A 24,341-nucleotide genomic window follows, 5' to 3' on the forward strand; every position below is an offset into this window, starting at 1 on the left:
AATCGAATGGCTCAATACCAAGTGCTAGTCGTAGACGATTCGGCCTTCATGCGTAAAGTCATTTCGGATCTGATTGAAGAAGACCCCTTGTTCACGGTTATGGGGACCGCGAAGACCGGTAGAGAAGCTATTGCCAAAGTGAAGGAATTACGGCCCGATGCGGTGACCATGGATGTTGAGATGCCCGAGATGAACGGCCTGGACGCCCTTAAACATATTATGGAAGAGACGCCGGTGCCGGTCATTATGTTAAGCAGCCTAACCTCTGACGGTGCCCGCGAGACGATACTCGCTCTGGAGCGCGGCGCGGTCGATTTTGTGCGGAAGCCTTCAGGTTCCATTTCTTTAGATGTATTTAAAGTTAAACTGTTGCTGCATGAGAAACTTAGGATCGCCGTTGCCGTGAACCTAAAGTCTCGAACAATGTCAAGCGTGAAGGTTGCGAAGGATGAATTGGTCGTTCTAAGTGATGCGGGGAGTAGGCTTCCAACCCGCCAATCGGTGCCTGCGGTACTTAAACCAAACCGAATCGGACCCGTCCAGAAATTGGTTGCCATTGGAACTTCGACGGGGGGGCCGAGGGCGTTACAGCAGGTGCTTTCCGCGTTGCCGGAGCATTTTCCGGCCCCGATCCTCATCGTTCAGCACATGCCTCCAAAGTTTACGCACTCACTTGCTTTGCGTTTGGACTCTCTCTCCCGAATCCGTGTAGTTGAAGCTGAGGATGGTCAGGAGTTACGAAACGGTACAGCTTATATCGCTCCCGGCGGATGGCATATGCATTTAGCCAAGAACGATCGAACTAGCGGGTATCAGGTGAAATTGACGAAAGAAGAACCTAGGTCAGGGCATAGGCCATCGGTAGACGTATTATTTGAATCGTTGCTTCCTTATGTAACGACTCTCCCTATACATACTGTGCTTATGACGGGGATGGGAAGTGACGGAGCCAAAGGGATGAAAGCGCTGAAAGCCGCAGGAAGTCACGCTTCTATAGCCGAATCCGAAGAGACCTGCGTTGTGTATGGCATGCCAAGGTCCGCAGTTGAGCAACAATGTGTAGATTATGTATTGCCTGTGACGGAGATCCCCCGCAAACTTACAGAACTCCTGCCGTCAACGTAATTACTTAGCTTCTTGTTTAATAGAAAAATTTGCAATAAATTATAGCGAAGGCACAGGAGGTGCGGGATGGACACAAATCAATATTTATCCATGTTTATTGACGAATCCAATGATCATTTACAAGCACTAAACGAAAATTTACTCGCACTCGAAGGAAATCCTCAGGATATTAGCATTGTACAGAACATTTTCAGATCGGCTCATACCTTAAAGGGCATGTCCGCCACAATGGGTTATGAAGATATCGCTAAGCTTACACACGAGATGGAGAATGTCCTGGATCTGGTGCGTAACAGCAAGCTGGATATGGATGCATTCATCTTTGATACGTTATTCAAAGGCTTGGACTCTCTGGAAACGATGGTACAAGATATCATTCAGGGCGGTTCAGGAACAGCCGATGTAACGGGAATCGTGGACAATTTAAAGAAGATTGTCGACGGGGAACATGTGATGAACAAGAGTGAGAGCGGTTCAGTAAAGAGCTCGTCGGAACGGCCTCAAAGTCATATTGAACTGGATGAATTTCAATTATCTGTATTGGGACAATCCATGGATCAGGGAAATCATGTGTATTTCCTGGAGGTTTCCCTTCGCGAGGATTGTATCCTTAAAGCCGTAAGAGCATACATGGTTTTTGATCAGTTGGAGCAGAACGGGGAAGTGGTTAAATCCTCTCCATCTGTACAAGACATTGAACAGGAAAAGTTTGACCGATCGTTTTCTGTCTATTATATCTCTGGTAAAGAAGAGACCGAAATTGAAAGGTTCATAGCTTCAGTATCGGAAGTGGACTTTGTTAAAGTGACATTGATGGATGCCGAATCGTTAAGCAGCATGGAAGCAGCATCCAAGGCTAGTCAAGAAACAGCAGTTGGAATCTCGAACGTCTCTGCGACGATTCCAACTGTTACAGCCGCTAAGATCCCTGCGGCTGACTCCGTTCCCAAAGCCAAGGCCACCGGGAATGCGGGAGCTCAAGTATCCAACCGCACCATCCGTGTTGATATTGAGCGATTGGATACATTAATGAACTTGTTTAGTGAGCTGTTGATTGATCGAGTGCGTCTGGAGCAGCTGGCGAGCGAGCTTCGTAAGCCGGAACTGACCGAGACTGTGGAGCATATGTCCCGGGTAAGCAGTGATTTGCAGAACATCGTTCTGAAATTACGCATGGTCCCTGTAGATTCGGTTTTTAACCGTTTTCCTAGAATGATTCGGGATTTAGCGAAATCTCTGGATAAGAAAGTTGATTTATTTATTGAAGGCGCCGACACGGAGCTTGACCGTACCGTAATCGATGAAATCGGTGATCCTTTGGTGCATCTGCTTCGAAATGCGGTTGACCATGGGGTGGAACCGACTCAAGACCGCATAGCTGCAGGTAAAGATGAAACAGGTACCGTATCTCTCAGAGCTTACCATAGCGGTAATTCGGTCTTTATTGAAATTGAAGAAGATGGACGAGGCATTAACCGGGACGGCGTACTGAAATCAGCGATCTCAAAAGGGGTTGTATCAGCGGAACAAGCTCCCTTGATGTCGGACGAAGAAGTGTACAATCTCTTGTTTTCCGCCGGCTTTTCCACAGCGGAGAAAATTTCCGATATTTCAGGCCGGGGAGTAGGGCTCGATGTCGTTAAGGCCAAGATTACCGCGCTTGGGGGGAATGTATCGATTGATTCGAAGCTTGGAGTGGGTACGAAGTTTTCAGTTCAGCTTCCACTCACACTATCGATCATTTCAGCGATGCTGGTTAAGCTAGGCTCCGAGAAATATGCCATACCTTTGTCTTCCATTGTTGAAACGGGAGTTATTCAGAAACAAGATATCCGTAATGTACATGGCAGCCGCATGATCGAGTATCGCAACCAGGTCATTCCGATTGTATCCCTCAGTGAATTGTTTCTGAGTCCGGATTACAGCGAGACGGATGAAGTTGAAACTGAAATTGTTGTGATTCGAAAGGGCGATAAATTGGCCGCATTGACTGTGGAAGAATTTATAGGTCAGCAAGAAATCGTACTCAAGAGCTTGGGAAAATACTTTACAAGCCTTTATGCCGTATCTGGCGCTACCATATTGGGAGACGGTCAGGTGGCTTTAATTATCGATCCGAACGCAATGATTAAATAGAGGGAGGATGTTTACAAATGGCAGAGGAAACTAAATTCATCGTATTTTCACTAGCTCATGAAGAATATGGAGTAGAGGTTGATAAAGTCCGCACCATTGAGAGAATGTTACCTATAACCCGTGTTCCCAGAACGCCGGCGTTCGTAAAAGGGGTTATTAATTTAAGAGGCGTTGTAGTTCCGATTATTGATCTGCGCGAACGGTTCAATCTGCCTCAAGCGGAATATAACGAGAATTCAAGAATGATTATAGTAGCATTAGCCGATCTTGAGGTGGGACTGATTGTAGATTCCGCAAGTGATGTCATTGATCTGGATACCGATGAAATTGCAGATCCGCCAGAAGTTGTAGGTGGTGTCAAAGCCAAATATTTGCGTGGTATCGCTAAATTGGATAACAAGCGATTGTTGGTCATGTTGAACCTTCATGAAGTTTTGAACAAGAATGAAATCATACAGTTAGAAAGCATAGAGGGTTGATGGCGGTGGAATTGTTCAAGAAGTTGGCAGAGCTTCAATATGATGTCCTTAAAGAAGTGGGGAATATAGGTGCGGGGCACGCCGCCACCGCGTTATCTCGGCTGCTTGATAAACCGATTGATATGCTTGTTCCTCAAGTAAATCTGGTTCCTTTCGAGGAGGTCGCTGAGCGGGTTGGCGGTTCCGAACATATTGTCATAGCGATTTTCCTGAGAGTGGTGGGGGATGCACCCGGCAATATGTTTTTCATCATCAATCAGGATTCTGCCAGAAGACTATTGAACAATTTCGCAGGGATTGAAGCCGTCGGTGAGGAAGGTCAGTACACCGAGATGGAGCTGTCTGCTCTAAATGAAATTGGAAACATTCTCGCAGGCTCTTATTTGTCATCATTAGCTGACTTCACAAACCTATCCATGTCACCTACGGTGCCTTCACTGGCTATTGATATGGCTGGAGCTGTGCTTAGCTATGGCTTGATTCAATATGGTGAAATGGGTGACGCGGCCTTAGTTATCGATACAAAGTTTCTTGAAGATCAAGACGAGGTTGAAGGACATTTCTTTCTGATTCCCGATCCGGATTCATTTCACAAAATTTTTGATGCTCTGGGAGTGCCGGTTGAATGATGCTCGAACAGTTAATTAAAGTCGGAATGGCTGATTTGAATGTCGCTTCCGTTACAGGGGTTCTAAAAACAACGGGTTTAGGCTCTTGTGTCGGCTTAACACTTTATGATCCGCGCACCAGAGTAGCCGGAATGGTCCATGTCATGCTTCCGTCATCCGAAATTGCCAAAGAAGGTCAGTTGAACATAGCCAAATACGCGGATACTGCGATACCTGAACTGATACGGCGTATGACGGAGGTCGGAGCAATAGCTAATCGTCTGGAAGCTAAGATGGCGGGAGGTTCACAGATGTTTGCATTCAGTAATGGAAGCGACACGATGCGCATCGGACCCCGAAACGTAGAGTCATGCAAATGGATGCTGGAGAATTATTCAATCCCGTTGCTTGCAGAAGATACGGGAAGTAATTACGGTCGGACCATTGAATTCTACAGTGAAACAGGAAAGTTAATTATTCGCAGTGTGCAGCAAGGGGTTAAAGAGTTATAAATGATAGGAACAATTCGTTGGAATGTCATTGGCGCGCTTGCAGGTATGTTGCTGACTTTCGGATTATCATCTAGTACGAATCTCTTACAAACTTCGGTCATTCGCAGTCTTTATTGCTTTGCGCTTGTATTCTTCATTATCTTTTTCCTCAGATGGCTGGCCGGCTTATTTATGGCCATGGGTGAAAGTTCACCGGAACTGACATCCTCGTCAAATCATGATGAAGAGATGAAAGGGTCTACTTTAGACTACACTACGCCCGATGACGGGCAAGAGCTACACGAACTTCTTAAAGAGGGTCATGAAGCAGAACGCATTGACCTTTCTTTCTCACCACTTGAACCACCTCAGTTAATCAACAAGAATAAGCTTCAACCTGAAGAGCTGGCTAAAGCGATACGCCACCTGAATGAATAGTAGGGGATGGTGAACCATGATGGAAACCAAGACATCTCATCTGCAGAACATGGAATTGTGGAAGCTCTGGAAGGAGCAGGGCGATCTGGAGGCCAAGAAAGCGATTATTGAGCAATATCTGCCACTTGTGGATTATGTGTCTAATCGATTGGCGGTAGGTCTTCCCAAGAACGTCTCCAAAGATGATTTGGGCAGTTTTGGGGTTATGGGTTTAATGGATGCAACAGAGAAGTTCGACTATGAGCGGGGATTACAATTTGAAACCTATGCTTCTTGGCGAATCCGCGGCGCAATGATCGACGGTCTTCGTCAAGGAGATTGGGTTCCGAGATCCGTTCGCGAGAAAGCTAAGAAGGTGGAGGAAGCCTACCAGAGATTGGAACAGGAACATCTGCGTTCGGTAACTGACGAAGAAATAAGCGATTATTTGGACGTTTCCGAAAAGGATTTTCAGCATATGCTTCAAGAAATTTCAATTACCACACTTTGTTCATTGGAAGATCCGATCGGAGATGAAGAGTCTGAAACTAGATTATCTATGCTAGTAGATGAGAAGGCGCGTAATCCGGAATATAAAGTAAATGAATTTTTTCTTAAGGAATCTCTGGTTAAGGCGATCGAGCGTTTGACGGAGAAAGAGCGAATCGTCGTTTCTTTATTATATTATGAAGACTTATCGTTAAGTGAGATTGCGGAAGTGATGTCACTCTCGCCTTCACGTATTTCACAATTGCACTCCAAAGCGATATTACGGTTAAGAGGCTCCTTGGGACGATTCAAAACCCAATTATTTAATGAATAACTGTTCCGGTGGTCATACCATAAAATTCAAGAAAGGAGGCCCGCACCATATGATTCGAACCTACCCTATCGAACATTACGTTTCTTTAATCCTTTCCGATGATAAGTTAAAGGCCTTTATACAGTTTGTGGACATCGATGATCATTTCACATGTTCCGTTTCCGAAATTGAAGAGTTACTCCGGAGAAATTCTGTGCAATACGGAATTCAGCAACATATTCTGGCTTACCTGGCTTCTGATCCAAAGCAGTATGTGTTTAACCAAGCCCTGGTGGCTGTCGGTGATGCTCCTCAAGACGGCAAAGACGGCTTTGTGAAATATGTATACGACCTTGACAGCAGAGAACGCAAACCCGCTGAAATGCAGGACGGTTCTGTCGATTACAAAGAAATTATAAATTTGCGTAATGTCAAAAAAGGCCAACGGATCGCAGAGCGGTTCCCTGCGGAGGAAAGTATTCCTGGACGCGCCGTAACCGGTGAAATCGTATCAGGAAAGCACGGCAAGGAAGCTAAGCTGAAGATCGGCAAAAATGTAGTATGCGATGCTGATCAGAACTGTGTTTATGCCGCCATAGACGGTATGGTTACGAAGACCGACAGAGACAAAATCAATGTGTTTCCAATTTACGAGGTGAATGGAGATGTGGATTACAATATCGGTAATATTGATTTTGTCGGTACGGTCGTAATCAGGGGTAATGTTCTGACAGGATTCAGAGTTAAGGCTGCCGGTGATATTCGTGTAATCGGCGGTGTTGAAGGGGCGGAGCTCATTGCAGATGGTTCTATTGAGATCACGGCGGGCATCCTGGGTCATAACAAGAGTTCCATCCGAGCTGCAGGTCATGTAAAGACCTCTTTCATTCAAGAGGGAAATGTCAATGCGGGAGAAGATGTATGGGTTACACAGAGCATCATGCACTCTCAGGTCCGGGCGCGTAAAAGCGTATATTGTAACGGAGCCAAAGGTTTAATCGTAGGCGGATTGATCCAAGCCGGTGAGCAGGTGGTTGCCCGTACGGTTGGGAACACAATGTCAACCTCGACCGGGATTGAAGTGGGTGTGGTTCCCGAGATGAGAAATGAAATGCAGTTGCTTCGTTCTCAACTTAAGACTACTATGGACAATTTGGACAAAACCGATAAAGCTCTCGCACTTTTGGATCAGCTTGCAGCCGCAGGACAACTGGCACAAGACAAAATAACTATGCGGGTAAAGCTGGGTCATACGAAACGTCAGGCAATTGAGGAACAGAATGAGCTTCGGGAGCGGATTTTTGATATCGAAAAAACGTTGGAAGACACAGAGAAGGCGCATGTTGATATTATGAATGTCATCTATGGCGGATCCCGTGTTGTTATCGGCAGATATACCAAATTTATTAAAGAACCTGTTCAACGTATCTCTTTCCGGTTTCTGGACGGGGATATATCCATGGTTTCAAAATATTAGCAAGCATGTGTTCAATAAATGATTTGTGAAATGAACGGAGGGGTTTTTGTGAGCCTAAGGTCCATTGAAATGCAGATCGCGATTCCGCGGACAAACGACATCACGCCGATTCAGAAAGAGATGAATCAAAAGCCCTCCATAGATCAGCAATTGTTAGCTGAACATGCAACTAAACTGGCTGATGAAGCTCGCAGCCAGAGTACAAGGATGGAAGAGACTGATAAATCAGGCGTTTCAGATCGTGAACGCAAGGGAGCACCCTATATACCTCCCGGTAAACGCCGCAAGAATTCAAAGCAACATCCGGATCAGGCGAAATCCGAACATCCGTTCAAAGGACATCATATTGATGTTTCCTTCTAAAATAAACCAATAGTAAAGCAAGGTGATGGCGTTGAACAGTTGGGCTTATATCGCGTTGCTTGGTTCAGTTGTGGCTGTGTTTGCATCGATGATGCCGCGACGTTCCCATGTACAGGATCAGGGCGCGACAATGAAGGAATTTGATGAAAGTCTGGGACACTTCATGGGCGAGATGGAACAAGAGAACAAAGAGCTTCTCAGTCTTCTGGCCGCACTGAAGAATAATCAGGCATCCGATCATCAGCGTTTGCTTCATCGAGTGGAGCAACTGGAAAAGGAAAATGCGGGATTGTCGGCGAAGGTTTCATTATTGTCCGAGACGTTGCAGGCATGGAAAGCTCCCCGAGCATATGCTGATGAGCCTGCTGCTGCGGAGACCCTGATGCACTCTGATTTAAACCTTGAACAATCCCCTGAAATACATTCTGAGAATGAACAGGCGGCGTTATTGTCTGCTTCTTCAATGAATATCAAGGAACGATATCATGAGGTATTTAGATTGTATGAGCAAGGAAAGTCAACAGAGTACATTGCCAGAACGTTATCCATGAACAAAGGCGAACTGCAGCTGATCTTGCAACTTGGTCAACAGGAGGCTTCGATGCGTGCTTAAAAATCGTTTCTTTTTAATGGGCCTTGGTTTCGGAATCATCGCCGGAGCACTTTTATTGCAGATGATGGTATCCGTCGAATTGAAAGACAGACAATTCCAGACCGCCGCATTGCCTTCATCGTTAACGGATGACGAGCTTGAAGAGCAAGCGGCGGAAAGAGGATTGCGGTTAACTAAAGTTGAAGATAAACTATACACCCAAGCCGAATTGGATATTAAAGTGGCAGAAACCAAGAAGCTAAATAAGCCTATATCGGTTAAAGAGGCTTCAACATCCGGAACACCAACACATACGGTCCGCAGCGTATACATACCCAAAGGATTGGATTCGGCTACGGTTTCTGAAATCCTTTTTGAGGTAGGTGTGATTAAGGATGCAGCTGCATTTGAAAATTTGATGACAGTGAAGGAAGCGAACGGCAAAATACAGCCCGGTCTCAAACAATTTAAAGGGGAATTATCTTCACAGCAAATTATCAGTATCATTACGAAACCTCAATGACCTTAAAGACGCGGGGTCCTTGGGGTTTTTCTGTTTTGGAGGTTGCAACCTTAGGGTGCATATGGTATAGTAATTGACGGTGTTAAAAACGCACGCCGGTTAATTTGTCTGAGGGTGCTTCCATCCGGAAGTTTTAGATGAAGATGAGATTGGCGGAGGGTATCACACACACAATAAAACCACTTTGAGGAGGTGCGTGAAGATGGCAGTAATCTCCATGAAACAGCTTTTAGAAGCTGGGGTACACTTCGGACATCAAACCCGTCGTTGGAATCCTAAGATGGATCGTTATATCTTCACCGAAAGAAACGGGATTTACATTATCGACTTACAGAAAACAGTGAAAAAGGTTGACGAAGCGTACAACTTCGTTAAGAGCCTTGCAGCCGAAGGCGGCACTATGCTTTTCGTAGGTACTAAGAAACAAGCTCAAGACTCTGTTGCAGAGGAAGCTGAGCGCTGCGGAAACTTCTTTATCAACCAAAGATGGTTGGGCGGAACTCTGACAAACTTCTCCACAATTCAGAAGCGTATTGATCGCCTGAAGAGCTTGGAAAGAATGGAAGAGGACGGCACTTTCGAGTTGCTTCCTAAGAAAGAAGTTATCATTCTTCGCAAAGAGAAAGACCGTCTTGAGAAGTTCCTGGGCGGCATCAAGAACATGAAGAGATTGCCAGATGCGTTGTTCATTATTGATCCACGCAAAGAGCGTATCGCAGTAGCGGAAGCTCGCAAGCTCGGTATTCCAATCGTAGGTATCGTTGATACAAACTGCGATCCGGATGAAATCGACTACGTTATCCCTGGTAACGACGATGCAATCCGTGCCGTTAAATTGTTGACTGCGAAGATGGCTGATGCAATCATCGAGGCTAACCAAGGCGAAACTACAACAGCTTAATATTGCTGTAACCATAAGAAGGGTGGTTGGGAGGTTATTTAACCTATCACTGCCCTTTTTTTTCAAGCGAAACGATCGATTACATAATCGTCGTCCGTAATTTCGGTCATAACCACTACTTAAGGAGGCTAATTATTATGGCAGTAACAGCAGCGCAAGTAAAAGAACTACGCGAGAAAACAGGAGCAGGTATGCTTGATTGCAAGAAAGCGTTAGAAGAAGCTAACGGCGACATCACCAAAGCAGGCGAACTTCTTCGCGAGAAAGGTCTTGCCGCGGCAGCTAACAAGGCTGGGCGTATCGCTACAGAAGGCGTTGTGGAATCTTACATTCACGCTAACGGTCGGATCGGTGTTCTGGTTGAAATTAACTGCGAAACGGATTTCGTTGCCAAGACAGACCATTTCAAAGAGTTTGCGCGCGACGTAGCTATGCAAATCGCAGCGGCTAACCCTAAATTTGTTCGTCGTGAAGAAGTTTCTACTGAAGAGTTGGACAAAGAGAAAGAAATTCTTAGAGCCCAAGCTTTGAACGAAGGCAAACCAGAGAAGATTGTTGACAAAATGGTCGAAGGCCGCATCAGCAAATACTATGAAGAATTCTGTCTATTGGAGCAATCCTTCATTAAGAACCCTGACATCACAATCGATACACTTGTGAAAGAGAAAATGGCAGCGATTGGTGAGAACATTTCAATTCGTCGTTTTGCCCGCTTTGAGCTTGGAGAAGGTCTTGAGAAGAAAGTCGACAACTTTGTTGAAGAAGTTATGGCTCAAGCCAAAATGTAATTTCATTTAAATACCCTAAAGCAAGGAACACCTTCTGTGTTCCTTCTTTTTTAAACAAAATCATTATATATAAGTCTTATCAACTTAGTTTTGAAATGGAGGAAAATAGTTTGGAACAACCGGTATTTAAACGCATTGTTCTTAAAGTAAGCGGTGAAGCGCTATCCGGACAGACAGGTTACGGAATTGACGCGGATACGATTTCCTCGATTGCAGAGCAGGTTAAAGAGGTTATCGCATTACAGGTTGAGGTTGCAATCGTTGTTGGGGGAGGGAATATTTGGAGAGGTATTGCCGGTAGCGCTAAGGGGATTGACCGTACGACCGCAGATTACATGGGCATGCTTGCAACGGTGATGAATTCGCTTGCTCTTCAAGATGCACTGGAGCAGATTGATGTGCCTACACGGGTGCAAACTTCCATTGCCATGCAACAAATTGCTGAACCTTATATTCGCAGACGCGCGGTTCGTCACCTTGAGAAAGGCCGTGTAGTTATTTTTGCGGCGGGTACAGGAAACCCTTACTTCTCGACAGATACGACTGCAGCTTTACGCGCAGCGGAAATCGAGGCGGAAGTAATCCTGATGGCTAAGAACAAAGTGGATGGCGTCTATTCCGCAGATCCGTTTAAAGATGCGACGGCTGAGAAATATGAAACGCTGACATTCATGGAAGTTCTAAACAAAAACCTCGGTGTCATGGACTCAACGGCTTCTTCCTTATGTATGGATAACGATATTCAATTGATCGTATTCAACATTACGGAAGAGGGCAATATTAAACGTGTTGTCCTTGGCGAAAAAATCGGTACCATTGTCAAAGGGAGTGTCAACTAATGCCGCAAGCTGTGAAAAAAGATGCTGAAGAGCGGATGGAAAAGGCTTTGCTCGCGTTGCAAAGAGATTTGACCACACTTCGTGCAGGACGTGCTACGCCTGCTTTGCTAGATCGGGTACAGGTTGAATATTACGGGGCGTTGACGCCGGTAAACCAATTGGCTAACTTATCAACTCCCGATTCAAGAACCTTGATGATTCAACCCTGGGACAAGTCTTCACTGGGCACAATCGAGAAGGCGATCTTCAAATCCGACTTAGGGTTGACTCCGTCTAATGACGGCAGTTCTATCCGAATTGTTATTCCGGCACTTACGGAAGAGCGAAGAGCAGAATTGGTCAAAATGACGAAGAAATTCGGCGAAGACGCCAAGGTTGCTATTCGTAATATCCGCAGGGATGCGAATGATGATATTAAGAAGCTGGAAAAGGGAACGATTTCCGAAGACGAATCCCGTAAACATCAAGAAGATATCCAGAAAGCCACGGACCGTTTCACAGGTGAAGTTGATAAGATTCTGGTCAGCAAAGAGAAAGAAATTATGGAAGTCTAACCAACCGATTATTTAATTTATATCACAGAATGAACACGTATCCCCGAAAGGTACCGGAGTAAGCTATGAAGCTTCGCTTCACTTTTGGGGATTTATTTTCGGTTTGAGTTCTTCATGGGGGATAAAAGATGCTAAGACGACTATTTAAATTTTTTGCCGCCAAACCGCATATGGAACCGATCCCGCAAGACCTGTCTTCTGATCGAATACCTCAGCATGTAGCTGTGATTATGGACGGTAACGGAAGATGGGCCAAAAGCCAAGGCTTGCCGAGAATTGCGGGACATCATTCGGGAATGAAGACCATCAAACGCATTACTAAAGTGGCTGATAAGCTCGGGGTAAAGGTGCTGACCCTGTACGCTTTCTCGACTGAGAATTGGAAACGGCCCAAAGAAGAGGTTGAGTTCCTGATGAAGCTTCCGCAGGAATTTCTTTCGTTGGAGCTTGAAGACTTGATTGAAAACAATATTCAAGTAAGAATTATGGGTTATAAGGAAGATCTTCCGCCCCACACCTTTAAGGCCGTGGAAGAAGCTGAATCTCGCACATCACACTGTACGGGAATGATCTTAAATTTTGCTTTAAACTACGGCAGCCGTAAAGAGATGATTCAAGCCTTTCGTGAAATGGCGGCTGATGTTCAAGACGGGACATTGCAGCCTGATCACATATCTGAAGAGGTTTATTCGCAATATTTACTAACCCGAGCTCTACCGGATCCTGACCTGTTAATACGCACTAGCGGTGAAGTGCGGATCAGTAATTTTATGATGTGGCAGCTAGCCTATTCAGAATTATGGTTTACGGACGTATACTGGCCAGCCTTCACGGAAGACCACTTCTACGAAGCCATCCGAGGTTATCAACAGCGTGCCAGACGGTTCGGCGGGTTATAATCTTGCCTGTACTCTCCAAATCCCGATAGAATTATAGCTTATATGGAGGAATAGCTTTGAAACAAAGAATAATTACTGGAGTATTGGCCGGAGCTGTCTTTCTGTTCCTGTTGGTGTTAGGAGAGTATTGGTTTCGTGCGCTCATTATTGGATTATCACTAGTCGGATATTATGAATTTGTGAAAATGAACGGGCTGAAGGTTCTCGAGGCTCCATCGCTTGTGGGGTTTGTCGGGATCCTGTTTTTTGTGTTTCCATGGAACCGGATTGACGGATTGAATCTCCCTTCATCGGAATCATCGGTTTGGCTCCTGATGCTGGTCTTTTTTGCGATTACCGTAATTTCAAAAAATAAAAAAGATATTGATAAGGTTTCGGTATTGTTTATAGGTGTCATTTACATAGGCATCGGCTTTCACTATATGATTGTAACGAGAGCGATTCCGGAGCACGGTTTGTACTGGACATTCTTATTGTTTTCCTGTATTTGGGCTACGGATTCCGGCGCCTATTTCACAGGCTGGTCGTTCGGCAAACATTTACTCTGGCCGGAAATTTCTCCGAAAAAAACGATTGAAGGCGCTGTAGGCGGGACGGTCGTATCCGTGATTGCCGCTGTTTGTTTTTCTCTCTACGCACCGGAGCTGCTTACGATCGGAAATGCCATCTGGATCGGCATTACGGTTGCCTTGTTCGGGCAGTTGGGCGACCTCATTCAGTCGGCCTATAAACGGGTTCGGGGCGTTAAAGATTCCGGTAATGTGCTTCCGGGGCATGGCGGTATTCTCGATCGTTGCGACAGCTGGCTTATCGTATTTCCGATTGTACATATACTAGGCTTGGTACAATACTAACAAGCCCTTGAACTGATTCGTGGAAAGTGGTGTCGATGTGAAGAAAAAGATATCTATTCTCGGTTCGACAGGATCTATAGGCACACAGGCGTTGGATGTGATTTCTCACTATCCTGACTTGTATGAGGTGGTGGGCTTGTCAGCCGGGACCAATATAGAGCTTTTGGCCGAACAGGTCCGGGCGTTTCGTCCGCATAAAGTATCTGTAGCAGATAACATTTCAGCGGAGCGAATTCGCGGTCTATTACCCGCAGGAACGCAACTTTACTGGGGAGAAGAGGGCTTAATTGAAATTGCTGCAGGCAGTAACGCAGATTTTGTTATTACAGCCATCGTTGGCAGCCAAGGCTTAAAGCCGACATTGGCAGCTGTGGATGCGGGCAAAACGATCGGACTCGCCAACAAAGAAACACTCGTAAGCGGGGGTCATTTGGTGACATCTCTCGCAGCCAAGCGTGGCGTATCCCTTATACCGATCGACAGTGAGCATTCGGCGTTGTTTCAATGTATGAACGGCGAGCGTCGGGAGGATGTTCGCGCGATTACACTTACGGCATCCGGAGGTTCATTTCGGGACAGAAGCCGTGCGCAACTTGCGGGAGTAACCGTGGATCAAGCATTGAAGCATCCCAACTGGTCGATGGGCGCGAAAGTAACGATTGATTCAGCTACCATGGCTAATAAGGGACTTGAGGTCATGGAGGCAAGATGGCTGTTCAATCTTCCCTATGACCAGATTAAAGTATTAATTCATCCCGAGAGCATCATCCATTCACTCGTTGAGTTTAACGATTACAGTGTCATGGCCCAGCTTGGCAATCCCGACATGCGGGTACCCATACAATACGCGTTGACTTACCCTGAAAGGATGCCGACGCCTACTGAGCCGCTGAACTTGGCTGAAATCGGGAAACTTCATTTCAGGGAAATGGATTTCGAGCGCTTTCCCTGCCTTAGAATGGCTTATGAGTCCGGTATTGCAGGCGGAACGGCGCCGACGGTATTCAATGCGGCGAATGAAATCGCGGTAGCTCGCTTCTTGAAAGGCGAAATTGCGTTCTTAGCCATTGAAGACGTCATTGACGCGGTACTGCAGCAACATGAGGTCGCTGCTGATCCAGACTTGGAACAAATCGATGAAAGTGACGGATGGGCCCGGCTGACGGCAGCATCCTTATTTAAATAAACGGATGAAAACAACCCGGGGCGGCTTCGTGCTGACGCGGGTATTTCTTTGAAATCAGCTCTATATTTTAAACATCGCAGAGTTTGTTTGCCACTTTCGATTCTCTTGTGTTAGAGTGAGGAATAATGTTATCTTAAGGACATGTTACGTCCCGTTTTCTTGGAAAACCGGCATTCATAGCCTTGAACATTAAGAGATAAGGGGTTGGGAAGCGTTGACGCCACAAGTGCTGTTTCAGACGGTAATGGTTTTCTTCGTATTGGTTTCCATTCATGAATGGGGTCATTACTATTTTGCTAAACGTGCGGGGATCCTGGTTCGGGAATTCGCGATTGGATTTGGTCCCAAGCTTTTTTCCTATAAACGAGGAGAAACTCGATATACATTACGTTTGTTGCCAATAGGCGGTTTTGTCCGGATGGCGGGTGAAGACCCGGAAACCGTAGAAGTTGCGCCTGGACAGACCGTAGCTCTCAGATTGAATAAAGATCAACAAGTGACGCATATTTTTATGGATCAATTGGATCAGCGTTCAAACACGGTACAAGGGGTAATCCATCAGATTGACATGGACCGGAAATTATCCTTGCATCTTGATGTTGACGGGGAAGAGCAGCACCTGAAGTTGCACCCTCAAGCGATGGTCGTATCTAAATTAAAGGAAACACAGATTGCGCCTTATGACCGTCAATTCGGCAGCAAAACGGTAGCTCAACGTTCGCTTGCCATCTTTGCAGGCCCGTTAATGAACTTTATTCTGGCTATCGTACTGTTTATCAGTTATGTATTTATGTCAGGTTTACCGGTAGAAAATCCGCAATTTGTCAAGATCGGTTCGGTAGAGCCCACCTCAGTGGCGAACGGAATCGTCTTGCCCGGGGATATCGTAAAATCTGTAAACGGCGAGTCCATTGGCGGTGACCGTACTAAACTTGTGGAGATGATTGCGAAGTCTCCTGCCAAGAAGATGGATTGGATCGTCATTCGTGACGGGAAAGAAGTTACGCTTGAAGTTACGCCTGCACGGGTTAAGCCCGAGAATATCGGCAGAGTAGGGATTATGGTGCCCGTCATTACCAGGGATGCCACGATAAGTGAGGCGATCGGCCGGGGATTCACGATTCTTAAGGATTCAACCGTATTGATCTTCGATGGTTTTAAGAAATTGATCTTCGGTCAATTTAAATTTGATGATCTTGGCGGACCAGTCCGGACATTTGAAGTTACGGGCCAGATCGCGAAGACGGGATTGCCTCAACTCATTTATTGGGCTGGTATATTAAGCCTTTACCTTGGGATCTTCAACCTGTTGCCATTCCCGGCGCTGGATGGCAGCCGACTTGTATTTCTTGGTGTTGAAGCGGTTCGGGGCAGGCCTGTTGATCCCAACCGGGAGAGCATGGTCCATTTCATCGGTTTTGCGATGATTATGATCCTGATGCTTGCAGTCACCTATAATGATATTTTACGATTATTCAAAAGTTAATGATGTTAAACATGTCGGAGGGTACTTATGTCAAAGGATAAGCAGTTTGTCACGGAAATTACGCCGCAAAGCGAGGACTTTTCCCGCTGGTACATTGATGTTATTAAGAAAGCCGAGCTTATGGACTATTCCCCAGTTCGGGGATGTATCGTGTTCAGACCGGATGGTTATGAATTGTGGGAGCTTTGCCAACGCGAGTTGGACGCTAAATTCAAAGAAACCGGGCACCGGAACGCTTACTTTCCGTTGTTGATCCCGGAAAGTTTCTTCCAGAAAGAGAAAGAGCACGTCGAAGGATTCAATCCTGAACTGCCTTTCGTTACGGAAGCGGGCGGAGAGTTGCTGGAAGAGAAATTGGCGATCCGTCCAACGTCCGAGACGATGTTCGGTCATATGTATTCCAAGTGGATTCAATCCTACCGCGATTTGCCTTTGTTAATCAATCAGTGGGCTAACGTTATCCGGTGGGAGAAACGTACACTGCCTTTCATGCGTACAAGCGAGTTCCTATGGCAAGAAGGCCATACGGCGCATGAAACGGAAGAAGAAGCGCGTCAGGAAACAATGCAGATGCTCGAAATCTATCGTGAATTCGTGGAGAACTTCCTTGCGATCCCTGTTATTACCGGGCAGAAGACCCCTTCAGAGAAGTTCGCGGGCGCGATGGACACCTTCTCCATTGAGGCGATGATGAAGGACGGCCGCGCGGTTCAAGCGGGAACCTCACATTACCTGGGCACCAATTTCGCGAAAGCATTCGATATTAAATTTCTGGATCGGGAGAATACGCAGCAGTTTGTACATACGACCTCTTGGGGCGTAAGCACAAGGCTTATCGGAGCGCTGATCATGGTTCACGGAGATGACCGCGGTTTAGCGCTTCCGCCCAAGGTTGCACCTACACAAGTAATCATGATTCCGATCGGTCCGCCGAAAACCAGAGATGCTGTCATCGGCCGCACCGATGAATTGTTCAAGGAGCTGAAGAAAGCCGGTGTTCGCGTCAAAGTGGACGATCGCGCGGACCAAAGCCCGGGCTGGAAATTCAACGAATACGAAATGAGAGGCGTACCTGTGCGCCTGGAACTCGGACCTCGTGACATGGAGAATGGCGTTTGTGTGCTGGTATCGAGAGTTTCCGGGGAGAAACGTGTGGTTTCCCAGGACAATTTAGTAACTGAAGTTAATCAGATGCTGCAGGAAATACATGATCAGATGTTTGAGAACGCGAAGCAGTTCCGAGATGATAACTTCTTATCCGTGGATACGTTGGACGAGCTGAAGGCCGATATGGAGGTCAAACGAGGCTTCTATCTTGCAGGCTGGTGCGGATCCAATGCTTGCGAGCACACCGTGAAAGAAGAGACGGGGGCCACGAGCCGGAATATTCCTTTTGAACCCAAACAAACAAAATCCAATTGTTTAGTGTGCGGGGAAGATGCACAGCATACGGTTGTATTTGCCAGAGCTTACTAGAGACTGTATGAAGCTGATCGTGTTATAGTCAGAGTTCGGACCATCTTTACCTGAATGAAAGTATAGGGAATAGACACCGCTGCGGATTAATGTATCCCGCACTCAACCCGGCGTGTTGCCCTATACTTTTCTTTGTCATTTGGAATATAGCAATTAACGGATTTATTATGATCTGATAGATGCAATAGTTTAATAGAGGGGGAAATCTTAGTGAGCGCACATGCCGAAAAAAGAAGTCGATTCGAACTTTTGATGCGGCAATCTGAAATCCCTTTGGAAGTCATGGAATCCTACTTTTCGGAAGGTTATATTGATCGTGTGGAATGCAGCCGCACCAATCGGGACTGGACGTTTCACCTGACTAAGAACGCATTGGTTCCGAACGGCGTTTACAGGTCCTTTTGCAAACTGATTCAGGATAAATATGCCCATATCGCCAAAATACGATTTGTCATGAAATACAATGAAGACGTAACGGATCAGCTCTTGGTGGATGAATATTGGGGGCTGTTCTTGGAATGGGTGCAACGCGAGGTGCCCTCGGCAATCGGGTGGATGTCTAAAGGAAAACTAGAGGTGAATTCCGGGTTGCTGACCGCGGTGCTTCTCGACCCCACATCGCTGGAACTCGCCAAAAAGAAAGGTATGGATCAATGGATTCAACGTTTTTTCTCGCAATTCTTTTCTAGGGAGTACCAGGTGAAGCTGACGGTTGGCGAGTCTAACTCGGAAGAATACGAACGCTTCGTTCAGAAGATTGAACAAGAAGAACGGGACGTAGTACAGCAGTTAATAACTGAAGCTCTTGGTGAACCTGAGGAAACGGACGGACCGGAACCGGATTTGAAGCTGATGGTCGGGAATGACATTAAAGAAATGCCTGTGCCGATCCAAAGCATCCTGGATGAAGAGAAGAAGATTGTCATTCAGGGCACCGTCTTTAACTTGGATCAAAAAGAGCTGCGCAATGGTATGACGTTGTTTACGTTCTTTATAACAGATTATACAGATTCCTTGCAGTTAAAAGTGTTCGCAAAGAACAAAGAAGACGTGAAAATCATGAATTTACTTTCCAACGGAAAGTGGATTCGGTGCCGCGGCAAAGTGGAGTATGACCGCTTTATTCAAATTCCGGAGCTGGTGATGATTCCGAGCGATATTAATGAAGTTCTGCCTCCGCCTGAACGTAAAGATAAGGCCACGGAGAAGCGTGTAGAATTTCACTTGCATTCCAACATGAGTCCCATGGACGGATTAACGCCCATTGGTGAATACGTGAAAACAGCCGCCAAATGGGGGCATAAAGCCATTGCCGTTACGGACCATAGCGGCGTACAATGCTTCCCCGATGCTTACAAAGCCTCTAAGAAGCACGGAATCAAGGTCATTTATGGTGTTGAAGCCAACGTGGTGAATGACAATATTGCTGTAGTTTTTCAACCGCGTGATGAGATTCTGAAAGAAGCGGTTTACATCGTTTTTGATATCGAGACCACCGGTCTTTCCGTCGTAAACAACAAGATTATAGAAATCGCGGGCGTTAAGATGCAGGACGGTAAAGAGGTGGACCGGTTTGCCACCTTTATAAATCCGCATGAAAAAATTCCTTATCACATCCAGCAGCTTACGAATATTACGGATGAAATGGTCAAGGACGCACCCGAGCTTGAGCCTTCCATCCGCAAATTTATCGAGTTTATTGGCGATGATATTCTGGTTGCGCATAACGCTCGATTCGATATCGGATTTATGCAGTACACTTTGAAGCAACTTGGCATGCCTGAACTGATGAATCCCGTCCTTGATACGTTAGAGATGGCGCGTCTGCTCCATCCTACGATGAAGAACCATCGTTTAAACACGCTATCGGATAAATATAAAGTATCATTAGAAAATCATCACCGTGCCGTGGATGACGCTGAAGCGTTGGGCTATGTGCTGTATCATTTGATTAACGAAGCTGCACAGTCCAGAATGGTAAATTTAATGCAGTTAAATGATTTTGTCGGCCAAAATTTAAAGACAGTACGACCATTTCATTGTTGTATTTACGCACAGAACGCAATAGGGAAGAAGAACTTGTTCAAGCTGATTTCGATGTCGCACACCCAACACTTTAACCGTGTTGCTTGTATTCCTAAGAGCAAGCTGGTAGAGCTTCGTGAAGGATTGCTTATCGTTTCGGGTTGTGAAAAAGGCGAGTTATTCGAAACGGTTCTCAATAAGTCGGTAGAAGAAGCCGAGGGTGTGGCGGAATTCTACGATGTGCTTGAAATTCAACCTGTCGGACTCTACATGCACTTGGTGGAGAAGGGCTTGGTCGGGAGCAAGGATGAAATCGAGGGTGCGTTGAAGCGCGTATGTGAAATCGGTTATAAGCTTAATAAACCGGTAATTGCTACGGGGAATGTGCACTACTTGAATCCTCGCGAGAAGATTTTCCGCGACATTACCATCCAGGGAATTACCGGATTTAGTCCGCTCAAAGATATTACGAAACCAGACGTGCATTTCCGGACAACAGAAGAGATGCTGAAGGAGTTTGCATTCTTAGGCGAGACCAAAGCGCATGAAGTGGTTGTCCAGAATACAGCGGAGCTCGCCGACCGGTTCGAAGAAATCGAAATGTTTCCGACGAAGCTGTTCACCCCCATTATCGAAGGTGCCGATGAGGAGATTCGCGACACTTGTTATGAAACCGCTAAGCGGCTATACGGCGAGCCGGTCCCTGAGGTGGTAGTGCAGCGTCTGGAGAAAGAACTTGTTCCTATTATCAAATTCGGTTTCTCTGCAAACTATCTGATATCTGAACGGTTAGTGAAGAAGTCGAATCAAGACGGTTACTTGGTAGGCTCCCGGGGATCCGTGGGATCTTCGGTTGTGGCCACGTTCCTGGGCATATCTGAAGTAAATCCGCTACCGGCTCATTACTTGTGCGCATGTCAATATACCGAATGGTTCCTGGACGGAAGTTACCCGAGCGGATTCGACTTACCCGATAAGGATTGTCCGAAATGCGGTTCCAAACTTAAAGGCGAAGGACAGGATATCCCGTTTGAGACATTCCTTGGATTTAAAGGCGACAAAGTTCCCGATATCGATCTGAACTTCTCCGGTGAATATCAGCCGATTGCCCATAATTTCACGAAAGAGATGTTCGGAGAGAAGAATGTGTTCCGAGCGGGTACAATCGGTACGGTTGCTGAGAAAACCGCGTACGGCTTCGCAAAGAAATATGAAGAAGAGAAGGGAAAGTCCTGGCGCAACGCGGAAATTACAAGGTTGGCCAACGGTTGTACGGGTGTAAAACGCAGCACAGGGCAACATCCCGGCGGTATTGTGGTAGTACCTGATTATATTGAAGTTGAAGATATTACGCCTGTACAATTCCCGGCCGATGATCAAAGCGCGGAATGGAAAACAACTCACTTTGATTATCATGCTTTTGACGCGAATCTTCTGAAACTCGATATACTGGGTCATGATGATCCCACAATGATGCGGATGCTGCAGGATTTAACGGGAGTTGACCCTACGACGATCCCGATGAATGACAGTAAAGTCATGAGTATCTTTTCATCAACGAACGCGTTGGGCGTTTCTCCCGAACAGATTCGTTCGTCTGTTGCGACGTACGGTGTGCCAGAGATGGGAACCAAGTTTGTGCGGCAAATGCTTCAGGAAACGGAACCGAAAACGTTTGCCGATTTGTTGCAGATTTCAGGATTGTCCCACGGAACCGGGGTGTGGCTCGGAAACGCTCAAGAGTTGATTCGCAAAGGGCAATGTACGATTAAGACAGTGATTGGTTGCCGGGATGATATCATGCTTTATTTAATCTACAAAGCGGGTATGGATGCGGGCCTTGCTTTCAAAATTACGGAGAGTGTCCGTAAAGGTAAAGGTCTGACGGACGAGTGGATTGAAGATATGAAGAAGCATAAGGTGCCTCAATGGTACATTGATTCCTGTTTGCGCATCGAGTATATGTTCCCTAAGGCGCATGCCGCCGCTTACGTTATTTCAGCCGTGCGCACGGCATATTTTAAAGTGTATTATCCCATTGCTTATTACGCGACATACTTTACAGTCCGCGCTGAAGATTTCGATCTGGAACTGCTCTGTCAAGGGTACGATGCGATCTTGCGCAAACTGGTTGAGATTGAACAAAAGGCTTTTCAGGCAACACCTAAAGAGAAAGCTTCGGTTTCGTTGCTTGAGATGGCGCTTGAGATGACGGCGAGAGGCTTTTCCTTCAAACCTGTCGACTTATTCCGTTCCGATGCCACTAAATTCATCATTGACGGCGAATCGTTAATTCCACCGTTTGGAGCTATATCCGGAATCGGTGACAATGCGGCAAGGAACATCGCGGCGGCAAAAGACGGCGGTGAATTCCTTTCCATCGAAGATTTTCAACAACGCTCCAAGGCAAGTAAGACGATTATCGAAGTTCTGACAGGAATGGGCTGTTTCCGGGGATTGCCTGAAACGAATCAGCTTTCCTTGTTCTAGACCCATCCTTGCTGTTCCGACTAAAGCTGACCGTCAAGGGAACACCCTTGTCAGCGGTAAGGTGTTATGTTATAATTTTTCTGGTAATAATGTGTATAGAACGACTGCAGAAGAGTGGGGAAACCCACTCTTTACATTTTGATATGAGACTGTTACGTATAGCTTCATACATATTGACCCATTCCGAGGAGGTACATTTTTTTGAATTCAACCCAGGCGAAATCCATCGTGGAACCGATTGTTCAACCTTTTCTGGACGAACATGGATTTGAACTTGTCGATATTGAATACGTCAAAGAGGGCAGCAACTGGTTTCTGCGTGTGTTCGTCGACAAAGAGAACGGCATTGATATCGAGGATTGCGGCCGTGTCAGCGAGTTTCTAAGCCATAAGCTGGACGAAACGGACCCGATTCCAGATGCTTATTTCTTGGAAGTGTCATCTCCCGGAGCGGAACGTCCTTTAAAGAGAGAGCAAGATGTCGTTAAAGCTGTTGGCAAGCATATATTCGTAACTACGTATGAACCTGTTCAGGGCTTGAAAGAGTTTGAAGGCGAATTGCTTTCTTTCGTGGACGGGATTCTGAAGATACGGACTCCGAAGAAAACGGCAGAAGTGCCTTATGATAAAGTCGCTGGGGCCAGATTAGCGATTGTATTCTAATTGATGATTAAAGCTTATAAGCAAGTAACTATTGAATGATTGATTAAGGGGGAGTTATTTTCCAATGAGTATGGATTTTATTGAAGCACTGTCGGAGATTGAAAGAGAGAAAGGCATCAGCAAGGATATTTTGCTTGAAGCCATTGAAGCAGCGCTGATTTCCAGCTATAAACGCAATTTCAATACGGCGCAGAACGTAAGGGTGGATATGAACCGTACGACAGGTGTGATTCGGGTATACGCGCGCAAGACGGTGGTGGATGATGTGCTTGATCCGCGTCTTGAAATATCCTTATATGCAGCCCGTGAGATGAACCCTAATTACCAGCTTGATGATATCGCTGAAATTGAGGTTACACCTCGGGATTTCGGAAGGATTGCTGCACAGACCGCTAAACAGGTCGTGACTCAGAGGATTCGTGAAGCGGAACGCGGACTCATCTACAATGCGTTCATTGACAAAGAAGAGGATATTGTTACGGGTATTGTACAACGTCAAGATCAACGAAACATCTACATTGATCTCGGTAAGATTGAAGCCGTTCTGCCGTTGAACGAGTTAATGCCTAATGAAAAGTTCGTTCACGGCGACCGCGTCAAATCGTATATTACGAAAGTGGAAAACACGACGAAAGGTCCTCAAATCATACTCTCGCGTACCCATCCGGGGTTGCTTAAACGTTTGTTCGAACTGGAAGTTCCTGAAATTTTTGACGGTGTGGTTGAGATCAGGTCCGTTGCCCGGGAAGCCGGCTTCCGCTCGAAGATCGCTGTTTTCTCCCGTAATCCTGAGGTTGACCCGGTTGGCTCATGCGTAGGTCCTAAAGGCCTGCGTGTTCAGACGATTGTAAATGAACTTAAAGGCGAGAAGATTGACATCGTTCGTTGGTCCGAGAATGTGGATGAGTACGTTGCGAATGCGCTTAGTCCATCCAAGGTTGTCGAAGTGACCGTTCACGAGAATGAGAAGATGTCGCGAGTGATCGTGCCGGATTATCAACTTTCCTTGGCCATCGGTATTAAAGGCCAGAACGCCAGACTTGCCGCTAAACTGACAGGCTGGAAGATCGATATTAAGAGTGAAACCCAAGCGGAGCAAGAGTTCGGAAGGACAAAAACTTCCACAGAACTAATGCATCAGGATTCGATCAGCATCGACTAACCCGT

Annotated in this window: 23 protein-coding genes; all 23 read left to right on the plus strand. The window is 46.1% G+C overall.

All coding sequences use genetic code 11. The features are described 5' to 3' along the window. Positions 1-6: 6 nt before the first annotated feature. Positions 7-1,125: a protein-glutamate methylesterase/protein-glutamine glutaminase gene (locus tag SY83_RS16105; RefSeq protein ID WP_068608367.1), complete on the plus strand. Its 1,119-nt coding sequence runs from the start codon at positions 7-9 to the stop codon at positions 1,123-1,125. A gap of 66 nt (positions 1,126-1,191) precedes the next feature. Beyond that, positions 1,192-3,261, plus strand: coding sequence for a chemotaxis protein CheA (locus SY83_RS16110; RefSeq protein WP_068608369.1), 2,070 nt, complete (start codon positions 1,192-1,194; stop codon positions 3,259-3,261). A 17-nt stretch (positions 3,262-3,278) separates the two neighbouring features. Further along, positions 3,279-3,740: a chemotaxis protein CheW gene (locus SY83_RS16115; protein WP_068608371.1), complete on the plus strand. Its 462-nt coding sequence runs from the start codon at positions 3,279-3,281 to the stop codon at positions 3,738-3,740. Between the two features lie 5 nt (positions 3,741-3,745). After that, complete coding sequence (locus SY83_RS16120; RefSeq protein WP_068611144.1) at positions 3,746-4,369, plus strand: chemotaxis protein CheC; 624 nt, start codon at positions 3,746-3,748, stop codon at positions 4,367-4,369. Next, positions 4,369-4,860, plus strand: coding sequence for a chemotaxis protein CheD (locus SY83_RS16125; RefSeq protein ID WP_197480056.1), 492 nt, complete (start codon positions 4,369-4,371; stop codon positions 4,858-4,860). Before SY83_RS16120 ends, SY83_RS16125 begins: the two co-directional genes overlap by 1 nt. Then, the gene (locus tag SY83_RS16130; RefSeq protein ID WP_068608375.1) at positions 4,861-5,277 is read left to right on the plus strand and encodes a hypothetical protein; all 417 of its coding nucleotides are present in this window, start codon (positions 4,861-4,863) and stop codon (positions 5,275-5,277) included. Between the two features lie 16 nt (positions 5,278-5,293). After that, positions 5,294-6,079, plus strand: a complete 786-nt coding sequence (locus SY83_RS16135) for a FliA/WhiG family RNA polymerase sigma factor (protein ID WP_068608377.1) — start codon at positions 5,294-5,296, stop codon at positions 6,077-6,079. Between the two features lie 49 nt (positions 6,080-6,128). Beyond that, the gene (locus SY83_RS16140; RefSeq protein WP_068608379.1) at positions 6,129-7,535 is read left to right on the plus strand and encodes a flagellar assembly protein A; all 1,407 of its coding nucleotides are present in this window, start codon (positions 6,129-6,131) and stop codon (positions 7,533-7,535) included. 48 nt (positions 7,536-7,583) lie between these two features. After that, the gene (locus SY83_RS16145) at positions 7,584-7,898 is read left to right on the plus strand and encodes a hypothetical protein (protein WP_068608381.1); all 315 of its coding nucleotides are present in this window, start codon (positions 7,584-7,586) and stop codon (positions 7,896-7,898) included. A gap of 25 nt (positions 7,899-7,923) precedes the next feature. Next, positions 7,924-8,511: a DUF6115 domain-containing protein gene (locus tag SY83_RS16150; RefSeq protein ID WP_197479875.1), complete on the plus strand. Its 588-nt coding sequence runs from the start codon at positions 7,924-7,926 to the stop codon at positions 8,509-8,511. Continuing rightward, positions 8,504-9,013: an MltG/YceG/YrrL family protein gene (locus SY83_RS16155; protein ID WP_068608385.1), complete on the plus strand. Its 510-nt coding sequence runs from the start codon at positions 8,504-8,506 to the stop codon at positions 9,011-9,013. The genes SY83_RS16150 and SY83_RS16155 overlap by 8 nt, the downstream gene beginning before the upstream one ends. A gap of 202 nt (positions 9,014-9,215) precedes the next feature. Further along, positions 9,216-9,914, plus strand: coding sequence for a 30S ribosomal protein S2 (rpsB, locus tag SY83_RS16160; RefSeq protein WP_068608387.1), 699 nt, complete (start codon positions 9,216-9,218; stop codon positions 9,912-9,914). Between the two features lie 137 nt (positions 9,915-10,051). Next, a complete protein-coding gene (gene tsf, locus SY83_RS16165; RefSeq protein ID WP_068608389.1) occupies positions 10,052-10,702 on the plus strand; it encodes a translation elongation factor Ts in 651 nt (216 codons plus the stop codon). A 110-nt stretch (positions 10,703-10,812) separates the two neighbouring features. Then, complete coding sequence (gene pyrH, locus SY83_RS16170; protein ID WP_068608391.1) at positions 10,813-11,541, plus strand: UMP kinase; 729 nt, start codon at positions 10,813-10,815, stop codon at positions 11,539-11,541. Continuing rightward, a complete protein-coding gene (frr, locus tag SY83_RS16175; protein WP_068608393.1) occupies positions 11,541-12,095 on the plus strand; it encodes a ribosome recycling factor in 555 nt (184 codons plus the stop codon). Before pyrH ends, frr begins: the two co-directional genes overlap by 1 nt. Before the next feature lie 128 nt (positions 12,096-12,223). Beyond that, entirely contained in the window at positions 12,224-12,994 is a 771-nt protein-coding gene (locus SY83_RS16180) for an undecaprenyl pyrophosphate synthase (RefSeq protein WP_068608395.1), read from the plus strand. Between the two features lie 56 nt (positions 12,995-13,050). After that, on the plus strand, positions 13,051-13,848 hold the full coding sequence (locus SY83_RS16185) for a phosphatidate cytidylyltransferase (protein WP_068608397.1): 798 nt from the start codon (positions 13,051-13,053) through the stop codon (positions 13,846-13,848). Positions 13,849-13,885: 37 nt separating this feature from the next. Next, positions 13,886-15,034, plus strand: coding sequence for a 1-deoxy-D-xylulose-5-phosphate reductoisomerase (locus SY83_RS16190; protein ID WP_068608399.1), 1,149 nt, complete (start codon positions 13,886-13,888; stop codon positions 15,032-15,034). 244 nt (positions 15,035-15,278) lie between these two features. Further along, the gene (gene rseP, locus SY83_RS16195; protein ID WP_068611145.1) at positions 15,279-16,520 is read left to right on the plus strand and encodes an RIP metalloprotease RseP; all 1,242 of its coding nucleotides are present in this window, start codon (positions 15,279-15,281) and stop codon (positions 16,518-16,520) included. A gap of 27 nt (positions 16,521-16,547) precedes the next feature. Then, positions 16,548-17,996, plus strand: a complete 1,449-nt coding sequence (gene proS / locus SY83_RS16200) for a proline--tRNA ligase (RefSeq protein ID WP_068608400.1) — start codon at positions 16,548-16,550, stop codon at positions 17,994-17,996. A 252-nt stretch (positions 17,997-18,248) separates the two neighbouring features. Further along, complete coding sequence (locus tag SY83_RS16205) at positions 18,249-22,511, plus strand: PolC-type DNA polymerase III (protein WP_068611146.1); 4,263 nt, start codon at positions 18,249-18,251, stop codon at positions 22,509-22,511. 201 nt (positions 22,512-22,712) lie between these two features. Further along, positions 22,713-23,174 (plus strand): ribosome maturation factor RimP, encoded by a 462-nt coding sequence (gene rimP / locus SY83_RS16210; RefSeq protein WP_068608403.1) that lies wholly within the window; start codon positions 22,713-22,715, stop codon positions 23,172-23,174. A 64-nt stretch (positions 23,175-23,238) separates the two neighbouring features. Further along, positions 23,239-24,336, plus strand: coding sequence for a transcription termination factor NusA (gene nusA / locus SY83_RS16215; protein ID WP_068608404.1), 1,098 nt, complete (start codon positions 23,239-23,241; stop codon positions 24,334-24,336). Positions 24,337-24,341 lie beyond the last annotated feature (5 nt).

It is taken from the genome of Paenibacillus swuensis, assembly GCF_001644605.1.
GTDB classification, from domain to species: Bacteria; Bacillota; Bacilli; order Paenibacillales; family DY6; genus Paenibacillus_N; species Paenibacillus_N swuensis.

What these genes read in the sequence shown, in the direction of transcription:
- SY83_RS16105 (WP_068608367.1), top strand. Translation starts at nt 7, where the DNA reads ATGGCTCAATACCAAGTGCTAGTCGTAGACGATTCGGCCTTCATGCGT.
- SY83_RS16110 (WP_068608369.1), top strand. Translation starts at nt 1,192, where the DNA reads ATGGACACAAATCAATATTTATCCATGTTTATTGACGAATCCAATGAT.
- SY83_RS16115 (WP_068608371.1), top strand. Translation starts at nt 3,279, where the DNA reads ATGGCAGAGGAAACTAAATTCATCGTATTTTCACTAGCTCATGAAGAA.
- SY83_RS16125 (WP_197480056.1), top strand. Translation starts at nt 4,369, where the DNA reads ATGCTCGAACAGTTAATTAAAGTCGGAATGGCTGATTTGAATGTCGCT.
- SY83_RS16130 (WP_068608375.1), top strand. Translation starts at nt 4,861, where the DNA reads ATGATAGGAACAATTCGTTGGAATGTCATTGGCGCGCTTGCAGGTATG.
- SY83_RS16135 (WP_068608377.1), top strand. Translation starts at nt 5,294, where the DNA reads ATGATGGAAACCAAGACATCTCATCTGCAGAACATGGAATTGTGGAAG.
- SY83_RS16140 (WP_068608379.1), top strand. Translation starts at nt 6,129, where the DNA reads ATGATTCGAACCTACCCTATCGAACATTACGTTTCTTTAATCCTTTCC.
- SY83_RS16150 (WP_197479875.1), top strand. Translation starts at nt 7,924, where the DNA reads ATGGCGTTGAACAGTTGGGCTTATATCGCGTTGCTTGGTTCAGTTGTG.
- rpsB (WP_068608387.1), top strand. Translation starts at nt 9,216, where the DNA reads ATGGCAGTAATCTCCATGAAACAGCTTTTAGAAGCTGGGGTACACTTC.
- tsf (WP_068608389.1), top strand. Translation starts at nt 10,052, where the DNA reads ATGGCAGTAACAGCAGCGCAAGTAAAAGAACTACGCGAGAAAACAGGA.
- frr (WP_068608393.1), top strand. Translation starts at nt 11,541, where the DNA reads ATGCCGCAAGCTGTGAAAAAAGATGCTGAAGAGCGGATGGAAAAGGCT.
- SY83_RS16180 (WP_068608395.1), top strand. Translation starts at nt 12,224, where the DNA reads ATGCTAAGACGACTATTTAAATTTTTTGCCGCCAAACCGCATATGGAA.
- rseP (WP_068611145.1), top strand. Translation starts at nt 15,279, where the DNA reads ATGGTTTTCTTCGTATTGGTTTCCATTCATGAATGGGGTCATTACTAT.
- proS (WP_068608400.1), top strand. Translation starts at nt 16,548, where the DNA reads ATGTCAAAGGATAAGCAGTTTGTCACGGAAATTACGCCGCAAAGCGAG.
- SY83_RS16205 (WP_068611146.1), top strand. Translation starts at nt 18,249, where the DNA reads ATGCGGCAATCTGAAATCCCTTTGGAAGTCATGGAATCCTACTTTTCG.
- nusA (WP_068608404.1), top strand. Translation starts at nt 23,239, where the DNA reads ATGAGTATGGATTTTATTGAAGCACTGTCGGAGATTGAAAGAGAGAAA.